Origin of the sequence: uncultured Bacteroides sp. (assembly GCF_910578895.1) — a bacterium.
Taxonomy (GTDB): Bacteria; Bacteroidota; Bacteroidia; order Bacteroidales; family Bacteroidaceae; genus Bacteroides.
Map to the genome: position 1 here is coordinate 1 of NZ_CAJTSC010000029.1, position 23,512 is coordinate 23,512.

Annotated in this window: 20 protein-coding genes; 15 read left to right on the forward strand and 5 right to left on the reverse strand. The window is 43.6% G+C overall.

The genetic code is table 11. The annotated features are described in order from the left end of the window. From QZ327_RS08750 to QZ327_RS08760, 3 genes are all read left to right on the forward strand, one after another. Positions 1-363, forward strand: a 363-nt coding sequence (locus tag QZ327_RS08750; protein WP_294618692.1) for a hypothetical protein, incomplete at its 5' end; no start/stop codon positions are given. A 165-nt stretch (positions 364-528) separates the two neighbouring features. Then, the gene (locus tag QZ327_RS08755) at positions 529-1,293 is read left to right on the forward strand and encodes an MBL fold metallo-hydrolase (RefSeq protein ID WP_294618693.1); all 765 of its coding nucleotides are present in this window, start codon (positions 529-531) and stop codon (positions 1,291-1,293) included. Between the two features lie 72 nt (positions 1,294-1,365). Continuing rightward, entirely contained in the window at positions 1,366-3,012 is a 1,647-nt protein-coding gene (locus QZ327_RS08760; RefSeq protein WP_294618694.1) for a DUF3352 domain-containing protein, read from the forward strand. Between the two features lie 105 nt (positions 3,013-3,117). Here QZ327_RS08760 and QZ327_RS08765 read toward each other — a convergent pair whose 3' ends face one another. Continuing rightward, positions 3,118-3,489, reverse strand: coding sequence for a DUF3127 domain-containing protein (locus tag QZ327_RS08765; RefSeq protein WP_294618695.1), 372 nt, complete (start codon positions 3,487-3,489; stop codon positions 3,118-3,120). A gap of 164 nt (positions 3,490-3,653) precedes the next feature. On the opposite strand from QZ327_RS08765, the gene dnaN reads away from it, so the two are divergent. From dnaN to QZ327_RS08800, 7 genes are all read left to right on the forward strand, one after another. Next, positions 3,654-4,778: a DNA polymerase III subunit beta gene (gene dnaN / locus QZ327_RS08770; RefSeq protein ID WP_294618696.1), complete on the forward strand. Its 1,125-nt coding sequence runs from the start codon at positions 3,654-3,656 to the stop codon at positions 4,776-4,778. Positions 4,779-4,974: 196 nt separating this feature from the next. Then, positions 4,975-5,745 (forward strand): 3'-5' exonuclease, encoded by a 771-nt coding sequence (locus QZ327_RS08775; protein WP_294618697.1) that lies wholly within the window; start codon positions 4,975-4,977, stop codon positions 5,743-5,745. A 40-nt stretch (positions 5,746-5,785) separates the two neighbouring features. Beyond that, entirely contained in the window at positions 5,786-7,006 is a 1,221-nt protein-coding gene (coaBC, locus tag QZ327_RS08780) for a bifunctional phosphopantothenoylcysteine decarboxylase/phosphopantothenate--cysteine ligase CoaBC (protein ID WP_294618698.1), read from the forward strand. Positions 7,007-7,046: 40 nt separating this feature from the next. Beyond that, entirely contained in the window at positions 7,047-8,708 is a 1,662-nt protein-coding gene (recN, locus tag QZ327_RS08785) for a DNA repair protein RecN (RefSeq protein WP_294618699.1), read from the forward strand. 94 nt (positions 8,709-8,802) lie between these two features. Further along, a complete protein-coding gene (rlmB, locus tag QZ327_RS08790; protein WP_294618700.1) occupies positions 8,803-9,543 on the forward strand; it encodes a 23S rRNA (guanosine(2251)-2'-O)-methyltransferase RlmB in 741 nt (246 codons plus the stop codon). Between the two features lie 2 nt (positions 9,544-9,545). Then, positions 9,546-11,249: a tetratricopeptide repeat protein gene (locus QZ327_RS08795; protein WP_294618701.1), complete on the forward strand. Its 1,704-nt coding sequence runs from the start codon at positions 9,546-9,548 to the stop codon at positions 11,247-11,249. Positions 11,250-11,493: 244 nt separating this feature from the next. Next, positions 11,494-11,868 (forward strand): RidA family protein, encoded by a 375-nt coding sequence (locus tag QZ327_RS08800; RefSeq protein WP_009121656.1) that lies wholly within the window; start codon positions 11,494-11,496, stop codon positions 11,866-11,868. Here the strand turns inward: QZ327_RS08800 and QZ327_RS08805 are convergent. Continuing rightward, positions 11,836-13,089, reverse strand: a complete 1,254-nt coding sequence (locus tag QZ327_RS08805; protein WP_294618702.1) for a folylpolyglutamate synthase/dihydrofolate synthase family protein — start codon at positions 13,087-13,089, stop codon at positions 11,836-11,838. The genes QZ327_RS08800 and QZ327_RS08805 overlap by 33 nt on opposite strands. 153 nt (positions 13,090-13,242) lie before the next feature. Between QZ327_RS08805 and QZ327_RS08810 the strand changes: the two genes are divergently transcribed. Next, positions 13,243-14,568, forward strand: coding sequence for a PhoH family protein (locus QZ327_RS08810; protein WP_294618703.1), 1,326 nt, complete (start codon positions 13,243-13,245; stop codon positions 14,566-14,568). A 279-nt stretch (positions 14,569-14,847) separates the two neighbouring features. Further along, complete coding sequence (locus QZ327_RS08815) at positions 14,848-16,758, forward strand: nucleoside-diphosphate sugar epimerase/dehydratase (RefSeq protein ID WP_294618704.1); 1,911 nt, start codon at positions 14,848-14,850, stop codon at positions 16,756-16,758. A gap of 95 nt (positions 16,759-16,853) precedes the next feature. Here the strand turns inward: QZ327_RS08815 and QZ327_RS08820 are convergent, their stop codons facing one another. The 3 genes from QZ327_RS08820 to QZ327_RS08830 all read right to left on the reverse strand — a co-directional run bounded on the left by QZ327_RS08820 (position 16,854) and on the right by QZ327_RS08830 (position 19,045). Beyond that, on the reverse strand, positions 16,854-17,831 hold the full coding sequence (locus QZ327_RS08820) for a dihydroorotate dehydrogenase-like protein (RefSeq protein WP_294618705.1): 978 nt from the start codon (positions 17,829-17,831) through the stop codon (positions 16,854-16,856). A 19-nt stretch (positions 17,832-17,850) separates the two neighbouring features. Beyond that, the gene (locus tag QZ327_RS08825; RefSeq protein WP_294618706.1) at positions 17,851-18,519 is read right to left on the reverse strand and encodes a YggS family pyridoxal phosphate-dependent enzyme; all 669 of its coding nucleotides are present in this window, start codon (positions 18,517-18,519) and stop codon (positions 17,851-17,853) included. A gap of 61 nt (positions 18,520-18,580) precedes the next feature. Continuing rightward, positions 18,581-19,045 (reverse strand): DUF4494 domain-containing protein, encoded by a 465-nt coding sequence (locus tag QZ327_RS08830; protein WP_294618707.1) that lies wholly within the window; start codon positions 19,043-19,045, stop codon positions 18,581-18,583. 381 nt (positions 19,046-19,426) lie between these two features. Here QZ327_RS08830 and QZ327_RS08835 point away from each other — a divergent pair, with 381 nt between their 5' ends. From QZ327_RS08835 to QZ327_RS08845, 3 genes are all read left to right on the forward strand, one after another. Continuing rightward, complete coding sequence (locus tag QZ327_RS08835; protein WP_294618708.1) at positions 19,427-19,942, forward strand: UpxY family transcription antiterminator; 516 nt, start codon at positions 19,427-19,429, stop codon at positions 19,940-19,942. Between the two features lie 100 nt (positions 19,943-20,042). Beyond that, on the forward strand, positions 20,043-21,602 hold the full coding sequence (locus tag QZ327_RS08840; protein ID WP_294618709.1) for an ATP-binding protein: 1,560 nt from the start codon (positions 20,043-20,045) through the stop codon (positions 21,600-21,602). A gap of 363 nt (positions 21,603-21,965) precedes the next feature. Further along, a complete protein-coding gene (locus QZ327_RS08845) occupies positions 21,966-23,507 on the forward strand; it encodes a sugar transporter (RefSeq protein WP_294618710.1) in 1,542 nt (513 codons plus the stop codon). Positions 23,508-23,512 lie beyond the last annotated feature (5 nt).

The following is a 23,512-nucleotide window of genomic DNA, read 5'->3' on the forward strand; positions in this document are numbered from 1 at the left end:
CTTATAATGTTTTTGGAAACTATAAACATAAATTGTTTTTCACAAGATGTAAAATCTCTTAAGTGCACTCTGATAAATGAGTTTGTGGATAATATAGGGATGGCATATCTTATTGATAATCAATTTACCGAGAATGTATCTTGTTTGAAATTCCGTATTATAGATAAGGCGGATGTAGATACAACGTCTTGCCGCTTTATTCTCGAAATCCATAAGATGAATATAAGAAGACGGACAGCCAAACTGGTTGCAGGGAACTTTTCTCCCAATCGGCTTTCCACCGTTTATCTTACGGCATTTTTTGAGAAAAAGAAAAATGAGTGGCGACTGAAGTCAATCTCTATGGATTTTGTGAAAAGGTAAATACGTCTCTTTCGTTTTCTTTATAGACCGGATATTTATGAATTTTGTTAAACTCTTACTCTTACTTGTCCTGTTTGTTATGGAAGCGGTTGTTTTTACGTATCTTTGTATCGCGATTGATACTGTCTTTTAGCAGACATCATAATTATTAGTGGAGAAACTGTTATGAAACTGACTATATTAGGAAGCGGAACATCCACCGGAGTACCGGAAATGGGCTGTACGTGTCCTGTCTGCACATCTGCCGACCCGCGCGACAACCGTTTGCGTGCGTCGGCGTTAGTGCATACGGACGATGCGGTGATATTGATAGATTGCGGTCCCGATTTCAGGACGCAAATGCTGCGTACTTCCATTTATGAGCGGATAGACGGCGTACTGCTAACTCACGAACATTACGATCATGTAGGCGGATTAGACGATTTGCGTCCCTTCTGCCGTCTTTCGGAAATTCCTCTCTTTTCGGATGCTTACACAGCTACTCACCTGCGGGAGCGTATGCCTTATTGCTTTGTGGATAAGAAATATCCGGGAGTGCCGCGCATTTACTTGCAGGAAGTGGAAGCAGGCAAGCCTTTTGCTATCCGGAAGACGGAAGTGCTGCCGGTTGCCGTGATGCACGGTCGTCTGCCTATCTTGGGATACCGTATCGGCAGGCGTTTGGGTTATGTGACAGATATGCTTACAATGCCGGACACCTCGTATGAACAATTGCAGGGAGTGGATGTTTTGGTAATAAATGCCTTGCGGCCGCAACCGCATCCTACGCACCAAAGCATTATGGAGGCGTTGGCGGCTGCAGAACGTATCGGTGCAAAAGAAACTTATTTCATCCACATGAGCCATCATACGGGATTGCATGCCGAAGTTGACAATAGGTTGCCGTCCCATGTACACTTGGCTTATGATGGTATGGAAATAGATTTCTAAACTTTTTGAAAGGTTTGTTTTGTTTTATTAGTAAGAATGTCTATTTTTGCCAACAGTTGATGAATGTATGCCATGAAACAGAAAACCCTTATACGAATAGTCGTTGTTGTGTCCATAGTGTTGCTGTGTACGGGGTTTGGCGTATACTCGTTTCTGCGTATGAATGCGGTGGAAAACCGGCAGGATTTTAATCTCTTTACTTTAGTGCCGCAAAATGCCACGGCTGTGTTTGAGACAGACCGTATGGCTGATTTAATGCAAGATATCAACGGATTGCATTGTAGCAAGGACGATCATTTCCTATATGTTTCGGAACTTTTTGTTTATCTGAAGAAGTACCTTGACACATTGGTGGGCGACACTCCGCATGGGTTGAGCAGGCAGATGAACAAGATGCTTATCAGTTTTCATGAGCCGGACACTCCTTTAAACCAGGTGTTGTATTGCAGTTTGGGGGCGGGAGACTACGAGTTGGTGGAATCTTTTATACGTAAGTACTGTTCCAGTACGTTTCCCTCCAAATACTTTGATTATAATGGTGAGGAGATACGTATTTATCCCATGGCGGATGGACGTTTTCTTGCAACCTATTTCACGCCGGATTTTTTTGCAGTCAGTTTTCAAAAACGTTTGATAGAGCAGGTTATTGATGCCCGCTGCTCCAAACGGTCGTTGATGGATATGCTTTCTTTCCGCACCATGTATGCAGGAAAACGCACCAATGTGGCTGCAACGGTGTATGTGCGTATGAAAGAGGTGAATATGGGTAAAAAAACGGATGGCATTCGTTCGCATGCACACTTGGGGAGTTGGGCGGAGTTTGATATGAAATTCAATGAAGAGGCTGTTTATTGTTCAGGCATCAGCCATGGGGCGGATACTACCCGTACGTTTATCAATGCGCTTCGCAGGCAGAATCCGATAAAAGATTTTTCGGGAGAGCGGCTTCCTGCTTCTGCTTTCTTCTATAACCAATGGGCTATTTCGGACTTGGAAGCCATGTTCGGTTTTACTTCACAGCAGGAGTATGCCAAGGCGACTTATTCCGATTATATCAAAAAACGGGATGAAGATTGGATGGGATTTATGAAGGAGCATGCCGGAGAGAGTATTATGTCCTGCTTGTTTCAATCTAAAGATACTACAGACCGGTATCCTTGCGCCGTAATGAGCGTTGCGGTAAAAGATGAGGTACGGGCGGAACGTTATCTGCAAAATTTGCTGTATGCCACTCCGAAAGAAGAAGACGCTCCGGCTGTTTCGCAGATATCTCCCGATTATAAGCAGTATCCGCGTGCACGGAAGTATCGGCAGTATGTGTTGCCCCGGAATACTATATTGACGCAATTGACGGGGATTACGGAATCTGCGCTTCATACGTGTGCCTGTTTTTATAAAGGAGCTTTATTGTTGGCACCCGATGCGCGTAGCCTTTCTGCCTACATAGACGCTGTAGAGAATGGGGAGGTGCTGGACGGTACTTCGGTGTATGAGGAGGGGGTAGGCAGTCTTTCTCCGTATTATAATTTTGCTATGATGGCGGATATGGGAGAAATGATGCTTCAACCGGAAAATTATGTGCGGCTGATACCGAATTTCTTTTTCCGCCACTCCAAGTTCTTCCGCCACTTTGTTATAGCTATACAGTTTACGTGTATGGACGATGTGGTATATCCTAATCTTGTCCTATTATACAAAGGCGGGGAAATCGGAAATTGAAATCAAGGAATAACAGTTTAACGGTTTATAACGGAAAAGACCGTGTATGCACTTGTGCATACACGGTCTTTTTCTTATTTTACAAACGTATTGTTGCTTCTCTATTTAGAAAGGCAGGTCGTCTTTTGCATCTCCCGACAAAAATTCCGGTGCTGCAGACGGAGCCGGCGGCGGAACCGGTGCGCCCGGTGCCGGTGCGGCGGCACTGACGCGTTCCACTTTCCATGCGCGGATACTGTTGAACCAACGGTCTTGCCACTGACGTGCGTCAATATCGAAAGAAACTGTCAATTCTTCACCCATCTGGATGTTGAATTGTTCTATTTTATCTGCTCCGAATACGTCAAAACACATCTTACGGGGATACTGTCCGTGATCTTCGATAACGTATTCTTGCGCTTTCCACTCATTGCCTGATGCTTTGGAAACTCCGCCTCTGGGCTGGAGTATGGCGATAATTTTTCCTGTAAATTCCATTGTTCTCTTTTTAAATGATGCGGCGAAGTTACGATTTTTTAGGGACATGCGACGAATAAACGGCGGTTTTTTCTTGCTATTTCTTTGTCGTAGGAAATTCTTTTTTTAACTTTGTCCGTTAGTTAACAAGTTAGCTGAAATTAAAACTTAAATATATAGAATATATGAAATTTATCGTTTCGAGTACTGCGCTCTCCAGCCATTTGCAGGCTATCAGCCGCGTGATTAATTCGAAGAATGCGCTGCCTATTTTGGATTGTTTCCTTTTTGAACTACAAGACGGAACTTTGTCTGTAACCGTTTCCGACAGTGAAACGACGATGGTTACCACGGTTGAGGTGAATGAAAGTGATGCTGACGGACGTTTCGCTGTGACTGCCAAGACTTTGTTGGACGCTTTGAAGGAAATTCCCGAACAGCCGTTGGCTTTCGATGTAAATACGGATTCTTTGGAGATAACGGTACAGTATCAAAACGGTAAATACAGCCTGATGGGGCAGAATGCGGACGAATTCCCGCAATCGGCAATGTTGGGCGAGAATGCCGTTCGTGTGGAAATGGATGCGCAGGTGTTGCTGGGTGGCATCAACCGTGCGGTGTTTGCCACAGCCGATGACGAACTCCGTCCGGTGATGAACGGTATCTATTTCGATATTACTACCGAAGACATAACGATGGTGGCTTCCGACGGTCATAAACTGGTGCGCTGCAAGACGCTGGCTGCTAAAGGCAACGAACGTGCCGCCTTCATCTTGCCAAAGAAGCCTGCCAATCTGATGAAGAATCTTTTGCCGAAAGAGCAGGGCATGGTAACCATTGAATTTGACGAACGCAATGCGGTGATTACTTTGGAAAGCTATCGCATGGTATGCCGCCTGATTGAGGGACGTTATCCGAACTATAACTCCGTAATTCCGCAGAACAATCCGTATAAAGTGACTGTAGACCGTCAGCAGCTGATTGGTGCGTTGCGTCGTGTTTCCATTTTCTCTTCACAGGCAAGCAGCCTTATCAAACTGCGCATGCAGGATAATCGGATTGTGATTTCGGCACAGGACATCGACTTCTCCACTTCGGCAGAGGAGACGCAGCCGTGCCAGTATGCCGGTAATCCGATGAGTATCGGCTTTAAATCTACTTTCCTCATTGATATTCTGAATAATATATCGGCGGATGAAGTAGTTATAGAGTTGGCGGATCCTTCGCGCGCCGGCGTTATTGTTCCGGTAGAGCAGGACGAAAACGAAGACTTGCTGATGCTGCTGATGCCGATGATGCTGAATGACTGAGAATAATAATTCTTTTTACCGTAAAAGGGCATGATGGCGAATGCCCCGGATAAACGAGTACTTTATGGATTTTAGGCACGAATTGCATGGACCAATGCGGTTACGGATAGGACCGAAACTGTGAGTTCCGTGCAGTCCGTGCCTAAAAGATTAAATCCGGGAAGCTTTTGGGGTGAAACAATAAACATAGAAAATAATGAAATTAAATCTGAAAAATCCGATTGTCTTTTTCGATTTGGAGACTACAGGAACAAATATCAACTCGGACCGAATAGTGGAAATCTGTTATCTCAAAGTATATCCCAACGGAAATGAGGAAACCAAGACCATGCGCATCAATCCCGGAATGCATATTCCTGAGGAGGCTTCCGCCGTTCATGGTATTTATGACGAAGATGTGGCGCAGTGTCCCACCTTCAAGGAAGTGGCACGCAGCATAGCCAACGATATTGAGGGGTGCGACCTTGCCGGTTTCAACTCCAACCGTTTTGATATTCCCGTGTTGGCGGAAGAGTTCCTGCGTGCGGATGTGGATATTGATATGAGTCGCCGTAAGTTTGTGGATGTGCAGGTTATTTTCCATAAAATGGAGCAGCGTACGCTGTCTGCCGCTTATAAATTCTATTGCGGCAAGAATTTGGAAGACGCGCATACGGCGGAAGCCGATACGCGTGCCACTTACGAGGTGCTGATGTCGCAGCTGGACCGTTATCCCGACTTGCAGAACGATGTGGCTTTCTTGTCGGATTATTCCAGTTTCAATAAGAATGTAGACTTTGCCGGACGTATGGTATACGATGACAAGGGTGTGGAAGTGTTTAATTTCGGTAAGTATAAAGGCATGTCGGTGGCAGATGTGTTGAAGCGTGATCCGGGATATTACAGTTGGATACTGAACAGTGATTTTACGCTGAATACCAAAGCCATGCTGACTAAAATCCGTTTGCGTGAAATGACCCGGAAGTAGTGTAGTGTTGTACTTGATTATATAAATAGAATTTGATTTCATGGCAAATCCACTGAAAGGAAAGAAAATAGTACTCGGCATTACGGGAAGTATTGCCGCATATAAAGCTTGTCATATCATCCGCGGATTAATAAAACGGGGAGCGGAAGTGCAAGTCGTTATAACTCCTGCCGGAAAGGAATTTATAACCCCCATTACGCTGTCTGCTCTCACAAGCAAGCCTGTCATCAGTGAATTTTTTGCACAGCGCGACGGGACTTGGAACAGCCATGTGGATTTGGGTTTATGGGCGGATGCCATGCTGATAGCTCCCGCCACGGCTTCCACTATCGGCAAAATGGCGAATGGCATTGCCGACAATATGCTTATAACCACTTACCTGTCTGCCAAAGCCCCGGTCTTTATTGCTCCTGCAATGGATTTGGACATGTATGCCCATCCGTCCACTCAAAAGAATTTGGATACGCTGCGTTCATACGGCAACCATATCATAGAGCCGGGTACGGGCGAATTGGCAAGCCATTTGGTAGGGAAGGGCAGAATGGAAGAACCGGATGTGATAGTCCATTGTTTGGAAGAATTCTTTGCGGCAAAAGAGGGCGACCTGGTGGGTAAGACAATCATGATTACCACCGGACCTACGTACGAAAAGATTGATCCGGTACGTTTTATCGGTAATTACTCGTCGGGCAAAATGGGCTTGGCGCTTGCCGATGAATGTGCGTCAAGAGGGGCAAAGGTCATTCTTGTTTCAGGACCTGTCCGGTTACAGCCGCATTATGCCATGCACCAATATCTCAGTGTGGAGTCTGCCGGACAGATGTTTGAGGCGGCTGTAGCTTCATTTGGCGATGCGGATGCCGTTATTATGGCAGCTGCCGTTGCCGACTACACCCCGGAACAGGTTGCCGATAGCAAAATAAAGCGGGAACAGACCGGGGATATGTCTTTGAATTTGAAGCCGACCCGGGATATCGCTGCCTGTCTGGGAGAGATGAAGAAGAACTGTCCTGACAAGGTATTGGTGGGATTTGCCCTCGAAACCAATAACGAACAGCATAATGCGGAAGATAAGCTAAACCGTAAGAATTTGGATTTTATCGTGCTCAACTCATTGAATGACAAAGGAGCCGGTTTCTGTTACGACACCAATAAAATCAGCATTATCGACCGCGGCGGTAAAAAGGATTATCCTTTGAAGTCCAAAGCGGAAGTGGCTGCGGACATCATCGATTATTTGGTGGACGTAATGAAGCATTAGTGTATCTCTTATTCTCAATTCTTAATTCTCAAGTTATAAAATGTTGCGTTCTTTATATATACAGAATTATGCGCTTATCGAGAAGCTCGACATAGGCTTCGGCAGTGGATTTTCGGTGATTACCGGCGAGACCGGTGCCGGAAAATCCATTATATTGGGTGCTATCGGCCTGTTGCTGGGACAGCGTGCCGATGTGAAGTCCATCAGACGGGGTGCTGCAAAGTGTGTGATTGAAGCCCGTTTCGAGATTGCCGGCTATGGCATGCAGCCTTTCTTTGAGGAAAATGAACTGGAATACGAAGATGAATGTATCCTGCGCCGTGAGGTCTATGCTTCGGGCAAAAGCCGTGCGTTTATTAATGATACGCCCGCTTCGCTGGTACAGATGAAAGAACTGGGCGAACAATTGATTGACGTACACTCGCAACATCAGAATTTGTTGTTGAACAAAGAAGGTTTCCAGTTGAATGTGTTGGACCTGTTGGCGCACGATGAAGATGAATTGAGTAAATATCAATCTTTTTATCGGGAATGGAAGCAGGTACGGCAGGACTTGGAAAACCTTATAGTAGTTGCCGCACAAAATAAGGCTGACGAGGATTACATCCGTTTTCAGTTGGAGCAGTTGGAAGATGCGCATTTGGCTGTCGGAGAACAGGAGGAACTGGAACAGGAAGCCGATACGCTAAGCCATGCGGAAGAGATAAAGGCGGGATTTTTTCGTGCCGGTCAGGCGATGAACTCCGATGAAGGCGGTTTGCTTTCGGCACTGAAGGAGTGCCTGAATACAATGGCGGGTTTGGAGAAAGTATATCCTGTTGCCGGGGAACTTGCCGAACGTCTGGAAAGCAGCTACATCGAATTGAAAGATATTTCTCAAGAGATTTCAGGAAAAGAGGAGGAGATTGAATTTAACCCTGTTCGGTTGGAAGAAGTAAACGACCGCCTGAACTTGATTTATACGCTTCAGCAGAAGCATCGTGTCTCTACGGTGGATGAACTTCTGGTGCTGGCGGATGATTATGCCGCCAAGCTCTCCAACATCACTTCATCGGATGAACAGATTGAAGCATTGAAAGTGCGTAGCGAGGCCTTATATGATAAGGTGAAAAAACAGGCTGCGGTACTTACCGGATTGCGTACTGCCGCCGCTCGCGAGGTTGAGAAGCAAATGGCGTCACGCCTGATACCGCTGGGCATGCCCAATGTCCGTTTCCAAGTGGAAATAGGTACGCGTAAGGAACCGGGTGCGCATGGCGTGGATACGGTGAACTTCCTTTTCTCCGCTAATAAGAATGGGGCTTTGCAGAATATTTCTTCGGTGGCTTCGGGTGGTGAGATAGCCCGCGTCATGCTTTCTGTCAAGGCAATGATAGCCGGAGCGGTGAAGTTGCCCACTATCGTATTCGATGAAATAGATACCGGCGTCTCTGGCGAGATTGCCGACCGTATGGCGGATATCATGCAGGAGATGGGCAATAGCGACCGCCAGGTTATCAGTATCACCCACTTGCCGCAGATTGCCGCCCGTGGGCGTGTTCATTATAAAGTGTATAAGCAGGATAATGAAACGGAAACCAATAGCCACATCCGCCGCTTGACGGATGAAGAGCGGGTAGAGGAGATAGCCCACATGCTGAGTGGTGCTACCTTGACTGAAGCTGCGCTGAACAATGCGAAAGCGTTGTTAGGCATCGTCTGACGGATGTTGTATGCTGCGGTTATAAAGTAGAACTTTACAACCGTAGAGTAGAACTTTGGCAGGCTAAAGTAGAACAAAAAAACAATAAGATACAATGATAGATAAAAGTGAAATGATTTTTGGCGTCCGTGCCGTGATAGAAGCTATTCAGGCTGGTAAGGATATTGACAAGATATTGGTAAAGAAGGATATTCAGAGCGAACTCTCCAAAGAGTTGTTTGCAGCATTGAAGGGAACTTTAATACCGGTGCAGCGTGTGCCGGTAGAGCGCATCAACCGCATTACGCGTAAGAACCATCAAGGCGTGGTGGCGTTTGTTTCTGCCGTGACTTATCAGAAGACGGAAGACCTCGTGCCGTTCCTGTTTGAAGAAGGCAAAAACCCGTTGTTCGTTATGCTGGACGGCATAACGGATGTGCGTAATTTCGGAGCGATAGCCCGCACCTGCGAGTGTGCGGCGGTAGATGCCGTTATTATTCCTGCCAAGAACAGTGTGACGGTAAATGCTGATGCCGTAAAGACTTCGGCAGGTGCATTGCATACCTTGCCTGTATGTCGCGAACAGAGTCTGAAAGATACGTTGCAATTCCTTAAGAATAGCGGTTTCCATATTGTAGCCGCTACTGAAAAAGGAGACTATGATTATACAAAAGCCGATTATACCGGTCCCATGTGTATCATTATGGGTGCTGAGGATAAGGGAGTTTCTTACGATAACCTTGCATTGTGCGATGAATGGGTGAAGATTCCGATGTTGGGTACGATTGAGTCTCTCAATGTATCTGTTGCAGCCGGTATCTTGATTTATGAAGCTGTGAAACAAAGAAACAACTAAATATGAAAAAGAAGATTTTCCTGCTTTTCGCGCTGTGTCTTTTGGCGCAGTGGAGTGTAGCACAAGCCCCTAAATGGGTGGAGAAAGCCAAACGTGCCGTATTCTCGGTGGTTACTTATGGCGAGGATGATAAGATTTTGAATACCGGAAACGGATTTTTCGTGACGGAAGACGGTGTTGCCTTGTCCGATTATTCGTTATTCAAGGGTGCGCAACGGGCAGTAGTGATAAATTCGGAAGGTGTGCAGATGTCGGTAACTTCTGTTCTGGGTGCGAATGATATGTACGATGTCATTAAGTTTCGTGTAGGTATATCCGCCAAGAAGGTTCCGGCATTGAATTTGGCAAGCGTGGCTCCGGCGGTAGGTACTAATGTGTATATTTTGCCTTATTCCACGCAAAAAGACCGTTCTTACACTTCCGGACAAATGAAAGCTGCGGATAAATTCTCCGAGAAATATTATTATTATACGCTCAACGTGCGCCTGAAAGATAAAATGGTGAGTTGTCCTGTCATGACCGAGGAGGGGCAGGTTTTTGCTCTTGCGCAGAAATCATCCGGTGCCGATACTGCTACGATATGCTATGCGGTGGATGCGGACTTTGCAATGACTCAAAGTGTATCCGCATTCTCTTTCAGTGATATGGCTTTAAAGAATATCGGCATCAAGAAAGCATTGCCCGACACGGAAGAACAAGCTTTAGTGTTCCTCTTCATGGCATCTTCGCAGGTTGCTCCGGAGAAGTATGCGGCGTTGTTGGATGATTTTATCGTTGAATATCCGAACAGTGCCGATGGCTATATACGCCGTGCCACCAACCGGTTGTATCATTCTAAGGATGATGTCACGATGGATAATGTGGCGGCTGACATGGATAAGGCCTTGAGTGTGGCGCAAAAGAAAGATGATGTGTATTACAATCGTGCCAAGCTGATATACAATTATATGTTGGGCAATCCGGAGAAGCCTTATAAAGACTGGTCTTACGATAAGGCGGTAGATGAAATAAGAAAGGCATCTGCTGTTCAAGAACTTCCGGTGTATGTACAGACAGAAGGAGATATTCTGTTTGCAAAGCAAGATTATCCGGCGGCTTTGACCTGCTATGAAAAAGTTAACCAATCCGATATGGCATCACCGGCAACTTTCTTTAGCGCGGCGAAGACCAAAGAACTGATGAAAGCTCCGGCGGAAGAAATATTGGCGTTGATGGATAGTTGTATGGCGCGTTTCGCCGAACCGTATACGGAAGAAGCCGCTCCCTACCTGTTGGAACGTGCCCAAGCCCGCATGAATGCAAATCGGGCACGTGCCGCCATGTTGGATTACGATGCTTACTACAAGGCAGTGAACGGTAAGGTGAATGATGTATTCTATTTCTATCGTGAGCAGGCGGCATTAGGTGCCAGGCAGTTCCAACGGGCATTGAACGATATGGAGAAAGCCATTGAACTAAATCCGAAAGACTTGACTTACCGTGCGGAACTTGCTGTTGTCAATATTCGTGTAGGACGTAATAAGGAGGCTTTGGAGGTATTGCAAGATGCTTTGGCGATTGACCCTTCATATTCCGAAGCTTATCGGCTAATGGGAATTGCCCAACTGCAAATGAAGCAAAAGGAGGAGGCGTGCCAAAGTTTTGCAAAGGCAAAAGAATTGGGCGATCCGAATGTGAATGAACTGATTGAAAAGCACTGTAAATAAGTTCTATAATTAAAGATAAAGGCCCTGCCGATGAAAGCAGAGCCTTTATTGGGGAAATTTTCCCTTGTTAAATAGAAGTTAAGTCTTAGGTATTAATCGGTTATGAATGAAATTGTCTTTCGTGTGTCTGTATGATAAATGCACGGTTTCGGGAAATACTGCATGAACCTACTGACTTTTTTGAGAATATTGTAAAGAAAGATGTGATATATTTGATAATGAACAGATAAAAGGAACAAAAATTATGAAAAAAGTAATTTGCAGCCAAAAGGCTCCGGGGGCAATAGGTCCATACAGTCAAGCTATTGAAGCAAACGGAATGGTGTTTGTATCGGGTCAGTTGCCCATTGATGCTGCTACCGGAGTAATGGCGGAAGGTGCGGAGGCTCAGGCACGCCAGTCGTTGGAGAATGTGAAGCACATTCTGGAAGAGGCAGGACTAAGCATGGCGAATATCGTAAAGACTACCGTCTTTCTGGCGGATATGTCCTTGTTTGCCGACATGAATAAGGTATATGCCACTTATTTTGACGGAGATTTTCCCGCCCGCTCGGCAGTTGCCGTGAAGGCGCTTCCGAAAGATGCCTTAGTGGAGATTGAGTGCATCGCGGTCCGCTAATAAATCCGCTACGATAAAGTTACTGCCACCTACGAAGATGAAGTCTTCCGGGTGGCTTTTTTCTTGTGCGGCAATCACGGCGGCAGCCACGTCCGGATAGCACTCTCCTTGCAAGCCGGCTTTAGCGGCGAGTTTGCACAACTCTTCTTCAGGAAGTGCGCGTTTTACGCCGGCTTTGGTGAAATAATAGGTGGCATTTTGGGGAAGTAAGGCAAGTACGCCGTTCACGTCCTTGTCATTTACCATACCTATTACTATGTGGAGTTGGCGAAAAGTCTGCTGTTTCAGTTGCTCTACGATGTATGTTATGCCACCTACATTGTGTCCGGTGTCGCATATCAGGGTAGGGGTGTCCTGTAATTTCTGCCAGCGTCCCATCAAGCCTGTCAGTTCGCAGACATGGGCAAAACCGTTACGTACACCGGATTCGTCTATCCGGTAGCCGGCTTTTTGCAGTAGTGGCAGGGCGGCGAGGACGGTTCGTGTGTTCTTTATCTGATAAAGTCCTTGCAGCTCTGTTTGCAGCTCGGGATAATCATTGTTCATCATGTCTTCCGCAAATGTGATGGGCGCTTTCTCTTCTTCCGCTTTTTGCAGGAAAACCGGTTTGGTTTCAGGGGTGGTTTCTCCGATGACCACAGGAACACCTGTCTTGATGATACCCGCTTTTTCTTTTGCTATCTTTGCCGGGGTGTCGCCTAAAAACTGGGTATGGTCGGGGCTTATATTGGTAATGATACACAAGTCCGGATGAATGATGTTCGTACAATCCAGTCTGCCGCCCAGTCCGACTTCGATAACGGCTACATCCACTTTCTCATCGGCAAAATAACGGAATGCCATCGCAGTGGTCAATTCAAAGAAAGAAGGATGCAGCGGTTCAAAAAAGCCACGTTCTTCCTCAACAAAGCGCACTACGTATTCTTCCGGTATAGGCAGACCGTTTATACGGATACGTTCGCGGAAATCTATCAAATGTGGAGAGGTGTAGAGCCCTACGCGATATCCGGCTTCCTGCAATATGGCAGCCAGCGTGTGGGAACAAGACCCTTTACCGTTGGTTCCCGCTATATGGATTGTACGGAATGAACGGTGGGGGTGTCCGAAGTGAGCGTCCAATGTATGTGTATTTTCCAATCCTTCTTTGTATGCCGCGCCACCCACTTGCTGGAACATGGGCACACTGTTATATAAGTATGTTAAAGTGTTCTGATAGTCCATCTTTTATAAAAATTAACGGGAAAGAAATCTTTTCTCCTTATTAAATTGTTATCTTTAAGAACGGCAAAGATAAGGCATTTTTATTTAAGTGTGTATGGCTTGCTTTATTTTATATTGTCGGTATAAGGTATAAACAATTTAAATATAAAGAGTATGGGAACCAAGAAAAATTTTGTGATTGATACGAATGTTATTCTTCACGATTATAACTGTTTGAGGAATTTTCAAGAGAACGACATTTATCTTCCCATTGTAGTGCTTGAAGAGCTCGATAAATTCAAGAAAGGCAACGAGCAGATAAATTTCAATGCCCGTGAGTTTGTTCGGGAACTCGATATGATTACCGATGATAACCTTTTTACAAAAGGTGCTCCGCTGGGCGAGGGGTTGGGACATTTGTTTGTAGTGGCAGGTTCGGTAGATTCGTCTCGTGTACGCAGTTCCTTTCCGGAACGTATTCCCGATCATCAGATACTGTCCGTAGTGGACTGGCTGACGGAGAAGAAGCCGGAAATGAAATCTATTCTTGTCACCAAAGACATTAATCTTCGCATGAAAGCGCGTTCTATCGGGCTGCTGTGCGAGGATTATATCAATGACAAGGTAGTCAATGTAGATATATTTGAAAAATCGAATGAGGTATTTGAAGGAGTCGATCCGGGGTTGATAGACCGTATCTACTCGTCCAAAGAAGGGTTGGATATCAGTGAATTCGACTTTAAGGATATTCTGCATCCGAATGAATGCTTTGTGCTGAAAAGCGACCGTAGCAGTGTGCTTGCACGCTATAATCCTTTTACCCACTCTGTCTGCCGCGTAAACAAGACGAAAAACTACGGAATCGAACCGCGTAATGCCGAGCAGAGTTTTGCTTTCGAGGTACTGAACGACCCGAATATCAAGTTGGTAGCTCTTACCGGTAAGGCGGGAACCGGTAAGACATTGTTGGCACTGGCTGCTGCTTTGGGCAAGCTGACGGATTATAAACAAATCCTGCTGGCGCGTCCTATCGTTGCTTTGTCCAATAAGGATCTTGGTTTCCTGCCGGGCGATGCCAATGAGAAGGTGGCTCCCTATATGCAGCCGCTGTTTGATAATTTGAACGTCATCAAACACCAGTTCGCATCAAATTCGAGCGAGGTGAAAAGGCTGGATGATATGCAGAAAAGCGACCAGCTTGTCATTGAAGCCCTGGCTTTTATTCGTGGACGTAGCCTGAGCGAGACTTATTGCATCATCGATGAAGCGCAAAATCTTACTCCTCACGAAATAAAAACGATTATAACGCGTGCCGGAGAAGGAACGAAGATGGTCTTTACGGGTGATATCCAGCAGATAGACCAGCCGTATTTGGATAACCAGTCCAATGGGCTTGTTTATATGATAGACCGCATGAGAGACCAGAACCTGTTTGCACATATCAATTTGGTAAAAGGAGAACGTAGCCAGTTAAGTGAATTGGCAAGTAATCTGATGTAATAAAATATCAGGACTTTTTTATATCAAGGGGTTAAAAGGAGTTATCAGCCGCCAAGTCGGCTTAGGAGCTAAAGCCGATACTTTTGTAACAATATCATATACAAGAGTATCGGCCTTAATTCCTTTAACTTCTTTAACGGCTCCTAACGAAGCGATGTGAAATAACAACATCTCTAACTCTCTTAAATGAACGAGCCGTAATATTTTATTAATTTCTTCTTCGCTTTGATAAAAAATAGTGTATCTTTGCGGTACCTAAAACAAAAACTGTCAAACGTGATGAAGCGAAACTTTTTTCATCGGTACCTTTCAGCAAAGGTATTGCCGATATGGACTGTTCTATTGGTTGATGTGCTTATAATTGTCGTATCCAGCTTGTTGTCTTATGCGTTGCGATACGATTTTCGGATTCTTTTTTCGGAATCATCGTCTGTGGATATAACGATTGTATGGACGGTGTTGGTCAATCTGATATTTTTTAGAGTGTTCCGTACGTATTCCAGCGTACTGCGTTTTTCATCGTTTGTAGATATAATGCGCATATTCGTGTCGCTGACGGTTTCTTATGCGTTGCTGATGATAACGGGTGTGCTGGCAAAAAAATGCCTGGGTATCCATGTAGCGCCCGCTACGGTGTTTTTCATGTCTTATATCATCAGTTTTGCCATGATGGCATGTTCCCGTGTACTTGTAAAGATATTCTTCGAAGCGTTGAACTTTGACGGTTCGCACAGTGCCAATGTATTTATTTACGGAGCTAAAGAGGCAGGAGTGAATATTGCAAAGGCGTTGCGTGTTAATTTGCGTAACCATTACCGTCTGCGGGGGTTCATTGCCGATGAACCGGAACTTATTAATAAGGTGATGATGGGTGTAAAGGTATATCCCAATGATGGCAACTTGATGGATTGCCTGGACGACCGTGATGTGCATACCATTATCGTTTCTCCTGCCAAGATGGAGGCATTCAAGCGTTCCGATATGGCAGATCGCCTGTTGTCGCATAATATCAAGTTGATGACGGCTCCACCGTTGAGTGAATGGAACGGACAACCTCTGGACCGTGCTCAACTGAAAGAAATACAGATTGAGGACTTGTTGCAACGCAATCCTATTGAGATTGATATCCATAAGGTTGCTTCCCATTTGGAAGGCAAGCGGGTGATGATTACCGGGGCTGCAGGCTCTATCGGTAGTGAAATCATGCGCCAGGTAGCTTCTTTCAATCCTTATAAACTCATCCTTATAGACCAGGCGGAGACTCCGTTGCACGACATTCGTTTGGAGTTGCAGGACCGTTGGCGCGATATTGATGCCGAAACCATTATTGCCGATATTTCCAATGCAACTCGTATGGAGGAAATATTCAAACGGTATAAGCCACAGTATATTTTTCATGCGGCAGCCTACAAACATGTACCGATGATGGAAGATAACGTGTCCGAATCTATCCAGATAAATGTTTACGGAACGCGTACTGTTGCCGATTTGGCGGTGAAATACGGTGCGGAGAAGTTTGTCATGATTTCTACGGATAAGGCGGTGAACCCCACCAATGTAATGGGATGTTCCAAACGCATCTGTGAGATTTATATCCAGTCGTTGGCAAAGAAGTTGCAGGCACAGGCGGAAAACGGACCTTTTACGCAGTTCATTACGACTCGTTTTGGAAATGTTCTTGGGTCAAACGGTTCGGTTATACCTCGTTTTCGCGACCAGATACAACGTGGCGGTCCTGTGACGGTAACTCATCCGGAAATTATACGCTACTTTATGACTATTCCGGAAGCTTGCCGCCTGGTGCTCGAAGCCGGTAGCATGGGACATGGTGGAGAGATTTACATCTTTGATATGGGTAAACCGGTGCGGATTGTAGATCTTGCCAAACGCATGATAAGCCTTTCCGGACGTACGGATGTGAAGATAGAGTTTACCGGATTACGTCACGGCGAGAAATTGTATGAGGAGTTGCTTAATGTCAAGGAGCTTACCAAACCTACCTATCACGAAAAGATTATGATCGCCACTGTGCGCGAGTATGATTATGACGAGGTGAAAGCGCGTATTCAGAAATTGATTGACGTCAGCTATACTTATGACCAGATGAAGATTGTAGCTGCCATGAAAGACATCGTTCCTGAATTTGTCAGCAAGAATTCCTGTTTTGAAGTATTGGATAAGAAAGAGTAGGGGGGGATGATTGTTTAAGTGGATATAAATCCATGATATAAAAAAACGGATGATGCGCATAGGTGCATCATCCGTTTGTCATATATAAGCTATGCTTATTTGTGTGAAGAGAAATATTTCAGGAATTGGGTGCGTTCGAATGTGTTTACCCCATTCAAGTCACTTACATTCAGCGTACCTTTGAACTGGTTGATATTTTCCATTCCCTTACGTTCCATCCATAAATTCAGGAAACGTACATATTCCTCGATGATGGCATCGGAGTTCCGGTAGAGTACACTGCATATCTCTACAGCCGCAGCACCCGCCAGAATGGCTTTCACTACTCCTTCGGGAGCGTGTATGCCGCCGGATGCCGCATAATCCAACTTGCTGACAGCGGCAGAGGCAATACCTATCCAGCGCAAAGACTTAGACAAGTCGGCATCTGTGCTGAATATGTTTCCGGCACGTTGGGTCATATTCTCGATATCAATGTCCGGTTGATAAAAACGGTTGAACATTACTACTGCCGCAGCACCATTGGCATATAGCTGGTCAATGAGAGCTACCGGATTGGTAAGGTTGTCTCCCAATTTCATGATGATGGGGATATTGGTCGTTTGTTTGATGCGGCTCAAAATGTCGATATGGCGTTGTTCAAACGAACCGTACACATATTGCATGTCAGTTTGCAAGGCAAGGACGTTGATTTCCAATGCGTCAGCGCCGGCCTCTTCTATTTTCTTGGCAAACTCTGTCCAATCCGCATCCTGATAACAGTTGATACTGGCAATGATGGGAATGTTGCAGACTTTCTTGCTCTCTTTGATTAAGTTCAAATACTCACCCAATTTGTGTTCGCGTATATATCCTACCAGATAATCACTTCCTTCCGGATACATATTGGGATCTCCGAGCCAATCGGCTTCCATCATGATTTGCTCTTCAAAAAGAGATTTGAGTACAATAGCTCCCGCCCCGGCCTCATAAAGTTTTTGGTTTTTAGCAGCGCTGTCGGTAAGTCCGGAACTGCTGACAATAATCGGGTTTCTAAGTCTCAACCCTGCAAAAGTAGTTGTTAATGTTGCCATGATAATAGTTATTTGTTATTTAATAGATTCTTTCTCCAAATATTTTACTTCCTACGCGTACCAAGGTACTGCCGGCGGCGATTGCCTCATGATAATCATGGGACATTCCCATAGACAATTCCCGGAACCATTCCACATCGGGAAACCACGTAGTTTTAACCTCTTGGAAGAAACTATTTAATAAACAAAATTCAGCTTTGATTTGTTCGGTATTCTCGGTATTTGTTGCCATACCCATCAATCCGCATATCCGGACATTTTCAAGCTCTTTCCACTTGTCATCCGCAAACATTTTCCGGCATTCGTCGAAACTGAAACCGAATTTGGTTTCCTCTTGCGCAATGTGCAGTTGAAGCAGGCAGTTCACAACCCGTCCCGCCTTGGCTGCCTGCTTGTCAATTTCGGTGAGAAGCCTGTAGGAGTCTACACCATGAATCAGTGCTACGTATGGTATGATATACTTGATTTTATTTGTCTGCAGATGTCCGATGAAATGCCATTCAATGTCTTTGGGCAGACTTTCGTATTTGGAGGTCATTTCCTGCACCTTGCTTTCCCCGAACACACGTTGTCCTGCTCCGTAAGCTTCTTCAATGGCTTCGTTTGGATGAAATTTGGAGACGGCTACCAGACGCACGCTTTTAGGCAATTCATTCAGAATTTTTTTTATGTTTTCTGCAATACTCATCGTATATATAATAATGTATGCGCAATAAGGCTTTCAATTTTTGCTATTCACTTCTTCTTTCTTACACTTCCGGCTTGTCATCCGGTTCTGCGCTATACGGATATACATCCATGATGGCGGTTTCTGCTACCGATGCTATCTGATAATCTGCCATTGTACCTTTCATGCCTTCATCCAGTTTCTTCACGGCATCACGCAAGTCGGCAGCCTGCACCAGCACTTGAGTGGATGTTTTTTTCTCTGCACCGCTTTTTTCGTCCAGTGTGATGAAAACCAATTTGCATTTGAACCATCGGTCGGCGGCATCTTCTTCGCATGGAAATAACTCACTGTAATTTGCCCGTTTGATGTCCGATACGGTAAATTCTCCCGAAATAAATGGAGTCATTTCTTCGATGATGCGTGCTTCCGCCTCTGTAAAACTGAGTGCGTCTACGAGGTAGGGTTCGGTCACTTTCTTGTTCATTCCGTTTTCCATTGTTTTTTCATAACGGATTTTGCACTCAAACCAAGTATGCATTGCCATAATTTTCTGATTTTTAGTTAGTGTTTTTAATTAATCAATTAACTCTTTCTTCTTCCTGTCTTTCTACAACTTCTTGAAGTTTCCCCTCTTCTTTCTACGTTGGAAACAGGCATGCAAAGATAAATGAAAAAGGGGAAAAATGTTTGATGTACGTGGAAGAAGATTATGCTAATTCAAAACTTTTTATCTATCAAATATTTTGTAGTTCCGCACGGAGTGTTTATCTTTGCCCTTGCAAAATAAACTAATCGTGGACATAAATACCATTCTTAAATGAAAGGCGTAGTAAAAGCTACGTTCGGCGGAGCCGTAAAAACAGCTCAATCATAGTGAAATTATAAAACACTTATTACTAAACTATTAATAATTTATCATTAGCATTTGTTAACTACTTCGGTTCATAGGCATTGGTATGCTGTTTATGTTCGTCACAATACTGAATTCAGAGTAGAGTCGTGGCTTCGTGAGCAAGGTATAGAAGTGTACTTACCTGTGCATGATGTCTATCGGGAACATGCCGGAAAGCGTATTAAGGTGACCAAACCTGTGATTGGCGGTATGGTTTTTGTCTGTCTTTCCCGTCCCGAACTCACTGTTGTAGAACATGCTCCCAATGTCCATCATTTCTTTAGTAAACGCGGCACGAACGCTCCCCTTATCATTCCCGACCGGCAAATGGCGGATTTCCGCTTCATGGCGGACCTTTCCGATACTTCTATATTAATGGTCAACGAACCGATTGCTCCGGGAACTATGGTGACTGTAGCGAAAGGGAGCATGCAGGGCATTCGCGGTGAAATGGTGAAATACGAAAGTAAATATTACATAGCTGTACGATTGCAGGAATTAGGGTGTGCATTGGTGAGTGTGCCGGTGAGCTATGTGAGAAGGGGGTGATACTCTATTTCTTCCCGAACTCAAAAAACTTTGCGAAACCCTGTTTTCTCTGTGTTGAAAATTAGTATATTTGCATATCGCTTTCCAAATGAGGCAAAATATGGAACAAATACGCAAATTGCCGGTCGGCATACAAAGTTTTGAAAAGCTACGTAAAGAGAACTATCTTTATGTAGATAAGACGGCATTGGTGTATAAGATAGCATCTAATTCTACTCCTTATTTCCTGAGTCGTCCTCGTCGTTTTGGCAAAAGTTTGCTTCTTTCTACTTTTGAAGCCTATTTTCAAGGGCGTAAGGATTTGTTTCAAGGACTTGCCATAGAAAAACTGGAAACCCAATGGGAAGAATATCCCGTGCTGCATCTTGATTTGAATGCCCGTAAGTATGAAACGGGAGCTGATTTAGTAGCCATGCTCAATCAGTATTTGGAGAAATGGGAGCAGAAATACGGTACGGAAAGACAGGACCGCAGCCCGGAAGAGCGTTTCGCATACGTGATAGAGCAAGCTTGTATCCGTACAGGTAAGCAAACGGTGGTATTGATTGATGAATATGACAAGCCTTTGCTTCAGGCTGTTCTCAATAAACCTTTGTTGGAAGAGTACCGCCGTACCTTGAAAGCCTTTTATGGGGTACTGAAAAGTTCAGACCGTTATCTTCGTTTTGTCTTTTTGACAGGAGTAACCAAGTTTGCGCAAGTCAGTGTTTTCAGTGACCTGAACCAATTGCAGGACATCAGTTCATGGCCCGACTATTCTTCCTTATGCGGTATTACAAAAGAGGAATTGGTTGGGGCATTTACTCCGGAGATAGAACGTTTAGGGGTGTCCAATGACATGAATTTCAATGCGATGTTGGAAAAGATGACCAAATTGTATGATGGTTATCATTTTTATCCGTATAGTGAAGGGGTGTTCAATCCTTTCAGTGTGCTGAATGCGTTTAAATCGAAAATACTGGATAATTTTTGGTTTCAGACAGGTACTCCTACCTATTTGATAAATTTGTTGAAAGAGAGTGATTATAATCTTCGCTTTCTGATTGAGGGTGTTGCTGTGACAGCTTCTGCATTTTTAGAATATCGTGTGGAAACAAGTAATCCGTTACCTATGATTTATCAGAGTGGCTATCTGACTATTAAGTCTTATGATAAGGAAGTTGGTCTCTATACCTTAGGATTTCCCAATGATGAAGTCCGTTACGGTTTTCTGAATTTTTTAGTACCTTTCTATACCCATATCACCGATGATGAGACGGGTTTTCATATTGCTAAATTCATGCGTGAACTTCGTGCCGGTGATGTGGATGCCTTTATGGAACGTTTGAAAGTGTTTTTTGCAGGTATCCCTTACGAGTTGGATACGAAGTCGGAACGGCATTATCAGGCTATCTTCTATGTAATTTTCACTTTAATGGGACAATTTATAGAGACTGAGGTACGTAGTGCCCGTGGTCGTGCCGATGCAGTTGTGAAGACGGATGACTCTATCTATATATTTGAGTTCAAGTTGGATGGTAGTGCCGAGGAAGCACTGAAACAGATTGATGAAAAAGGCTATCTGATTCCTTATGTCTTGGCTGGTAAGAAACTGGTGAAAATAGGGGTGAACTTTAGCAAAGAGACGCGTAATGTGGATAGATATTTGATACAAAGATAATTGTAACATCGTTTATCTCTTTTTATTGTTAAAAATAAAGTCTCTGCTTTAACAATGTTAAGGCGAAAATCAAGTAATATATATTCTATTTGCAAGAAGTTAACTTCTTGCGTTTACGATGTTAACTTCGTTGATGGTAGGAAGTTAACTTTAACGGTGTGTTAAAGTTAACTTGATGGATTGTAATAATTTTATAATCAGTAGGCAATATGTCGAATAAGATTTTAGGATGCTGATTTTCAATAACCCTGTTCTTATTCAGTATAAACTATAGTATATTTCCGTATATGATTTGTTGAGTCCGAACAGTTTGTAATCATATATGCTTTTTCTTAAGTAACTTAATAACTGCTACAGTAATAAGTGTCAGAAATGTCTCGAACTGTCAAGAGTTTTAAAAACGCTAAGATTGGTTTAGCCTTTTATTTTATCAATTTGATTTTACAATTTTTCTCCCGTAAAGTTTTTTTAGACTATTTGGGAGCAGAACTTTTAGGATTGAATACTACTGCGCAGAATCTAATAGGTTTCTTGAATTTAGCGGAATTAGGAATAGGTGGTGCTATTGCTTTTACGCTTTATAAACCTCTTTATAAGAAAAATATTCAAGCAGTTAATGAGATAGTTTCTATACAAGGATGGCTTTATCGTCGGGTTGCCTATTGTGTAATTATAAGTGCATGCGTGTTGATGTGCTTTTTTCCACTGATTTTTGATAAGGCAAAAGTTCCTTTATGGTATACTTATGGTTCCTTTATTGTATTGCTTATAAGCGCATTACTCGGTTATTTTATTAATTATCGCCAAATAGTATTGACGGCAGATCAAAAAGAGTATGTGGTAACTTGGAATCTGCAAGGCGGTAGAGCTATAAAGGTGTTTTTACAGATATTTGCCATCTATTATTTGAATAATGGATATGTTTATTGGATGATTTTAGAATTGGTAATATCCGTTGTTATGGCTATCGTATTAGATAAATTATTGAAACGTATATATCCATGGCTAAAATCAGTTCCGTCAAAAGGCGGAGAACTTCGGAAAAAATATCCGGAAATCATTCAGAAAACGAAACAGATTTTTTTTCATCAAATAGCAGGTGTTGTATTAACCCAAACGAGCCCTTTGGTGATTTATGCTTATGCTTCATTGACTTTGGTCGCTATTTATGGTAATTATATGCTCATTATTTTAGGAGTAATTTCCCTTATGAATTCTTTATTTAATGGGGTTACTGCTTCTATTGGCAATTTGGCGGCAGAGGGAGATGTTACGCGTGTTAAATCTGTATTTTGGGAATTTACATCTATAAAAATGTGGTTTGCTTCGATTATATGTTTTGGCATTTATACATTGGGACATTCCTTTATTAGTCTTTGGGTTGGGGAAGAATTTGTATTGGAAGGAATTGCATTTAAGCTCATGGTAATGATTGCTTTTATAAATTTGACGCGGACAAGTCAGGTGTTTTTATCTGCCTATGGATTATTTCAGGATATTTGGGCTCCACTAACAGAAGCTATGTTGAATTTGGGACTTTCAATTCTTTTGGGATATTATTATGGATTAGTAGGCATTTTATCGGGTGTTTTAACAAGCCTTTTATTGATAGTTTGTTGTTGGAAACCTGTTTTTTTATTTAGGAAAGGTTTTAAAGCAAGTATTAATGAGTATGTTTGGCGTTATACTAAATATGTTATATTAATTCTAATATCTTGGTTGACTGTTTTCTTTTTTGGTGATTTATCCTCTTTAGGTATAATATCTTCATATAGAACGTTTTGCTGGGTTGCAATTAAGTATCTTTCTATCTATTCTGTATTAAGTTTGGTATTATTTGTATGTTTTGACAGGGCTTTTCGATTGTCTATGATAAGAATGAAATCACTGTTTGGCAGTAGATAATAAGA